General features: G+C 77.3%; 2 protein-coding genes. Both read left to right on the top strand.

Translation table 11 applies throughout. From position 1 onward, the window contains the following. The first annotated feature begins 293 nt into the window (after nucleotides 1–293). The gene (locus ACGFZK_RS37275) at nucleotides 294–1,031 is read left to right on the top strand and encodes an enoyl-CoA hydratase family protein (protein ID WP_393853272.1); all 738 of its coding nucleotides are present in this window, start codon (nucleotides 294–296) and stop codon (nucleotides 1,029–1,031) included. Continuing rightward, nucleotides 1,019–1,606, top strand: a complete 588-nt coding sequence (locus ACGFZK_RS37270; protein WP_393853271.1) for a TetR/AcrR family transcriptional regulator — start codon at nucleotides 1,019–1,021, stop codon at nucleotides 1,604–1,606. Before ACGFZK_RS37275 ends, ACGFZK_RS37270 begins: the two co-directional genes overlap by 13 nt. Nucleotides 1,607–1,739 lie beyond the last annotated feature (133 nt).

The following is a 1,739-nucleotide window of genomic DNA, read 5'->3' as shown; positions in this document are numbered from 1 at the left end:
CGCACGGCTGGACCACCGCCAAGTGCGCGAGCCGAGGAGACCCTCGTGCGGGGCCCCGACCCACCCATCGAGCCCCGCCGGCGTTTGAGGCGCCCACCCCGGGAAGGGGAAGCCGCGCCGGGCACCGCCGTGCCGCCCGCAGGGCACACCCCGAGCCGGGGACGGCTGCACGTAGGGGACCGCACCGCATACCGTCGAGCCGCCCGCAGGGCACTGGTTCGTTCGGACACGTACTCTCCCGGAGGGACCCCGGCCGGGAGGCCCAATCCAGCGCACACCGCTCCGGAGGAGACATGGTCCCACTCGTGCACGCCGCCCAGGCGACCGGCATTACCACCCTCAGCCTCGACTCCCCGGCCAACCGCAACGCCCTCTCCGCCGACCTCGTCGCCGAACTCCGCGCCGCCCTCGCCACCGCGGCCGCGGACCCGGCCGTCCGGGCCGTCGTCCTCACCCACACCGGCGGCACCTTCTGCGCCGGGGCCGACCTCAAGTCCCCCTGCGACCCCGCCGAATTCGTGGCCCTGCTCCGCGAGATCGCCGAGCTGCCCAAGCCCGTCGTCGCCCGCGTCACCGGCCACGTCCGGGCCGGCGGCCTCGGCCTGCTCGGCGTCTGCGACATCGCCGCCGCCGGACCGCAGTCCTCGTACGCCTTCACCGAGACCCATCTCGGCCTCGCCCCCGCCGTGATCTCCATGCCGCTGCTGCCCCGCCTCGACCCGCGCGCCGCCGCCCGCTACTTCCTCACCGCCGAGCGCTTCGACGCCGCCGAGGCCGCCCGCATCGGCCTGCTCACCCTGCACGCCGAGGACGTGGACGCGGCCCTGGAGCCCGTACTCGCCGGCCTGCGCGCCGCCTCCCCGCAGGGCCTGGCCGCGACCAAGGCGCTCACCTCCGCCGCCGTACGGGAGGCCCTCACCCGCGACGGCTCCCGCCTCACCGAGCTGTCCGCAGGACTCTTCGCCTCCGACGAGGCCCGCGAAGGCATCACCGCCCGCTTCGAGCGCAGGGAACCGTCATGGTCGCTGTGACCGGCCCCAAGCAGGCGCGCAGCCGCGTCACCCGCCGCCACCTCCTGGAGGCGGCCGTGTCCTGCCTGGCGGAGCACGGCTGGGCCGGCTCCACCGTCGCCGTCGTCGCCGAACGGGCCGGGGTCTCGCGCGGCGCCGCGCAGCACCACTTCCCGACCCGCGAGGACCTGTTCACCGCGGCCGTCGAGTACGTCGCCGAGGAGCGCTCCACGGCCCTGCGCGACCTCTTCCACGCCCGCCCGGCCGCCCGCCCGGCCGTGGTCGAGGCGCTGGTCGACCTCTACACCGGCGCCCTCTTCCGTGCCGCGCTCCAGCTGTGGGTCGCCGCCTCCAACGAGGAGCAGCTGCGCCCCCGGGTCACCGAGCTGGAGGCCCGGGTCGGCCGCGAGACCCACCGCATCGCCGTCGAGCTGCTGGGGGCGGACGAGTCGGCGCCGGGCGTACGGGAGACCGTGCAGGGCCTGCTGGACATGGCCCGGGGCCTCGGTCTGGCCAACGTCCTCACCGACGACACGGCCCGCCGGGCGGGTGTGGTGGCCCAGTGGTCCCGCATCCTCGACGTGGCCCTGGGCTGACGAGGGAAAGACGGGGGCGGGGGGGGGCGGCCCCCCCCCCGCCGCGCCCCGCCCCCCCCCCCCCCCCCCAACCCCCCCGGGGGGGGGGGGGGCGCGCGCCGCGCCGAACCAACGGGGGGGGGGGCGCCCCCCC

This window comes from Streptomyces sp. NPDC048257 (genome assembly GCF_043201855.1).
Lineage (GTDB): Bacteria > Actinomycetota > Actinomycetes > Streptomycetales > Streptomycetaceae > Streptomyces.
The sequence above is the reverse complement of the archived record's forward strand: the minus strand, read 5'-3'. Positions and strand labels throughout refer to the sequence as shown.

Coding starts and splice junctions, on each gene's coding strand:
- ACGFZK_RS37275 (WP_393853272.1), top strand. CDS start 294: ATGGTCCCACTCGTGCACGCCGCCCAGGCGACCGGCATTACCACCCTC.
- ACGFZK_RS37270 (WP_393853271.1), top strand. CDS start 1,019: ATGGTCGCTGTGACCGGCCCCAAGCAGGCGCGCAGCCGCGTCACCCGC.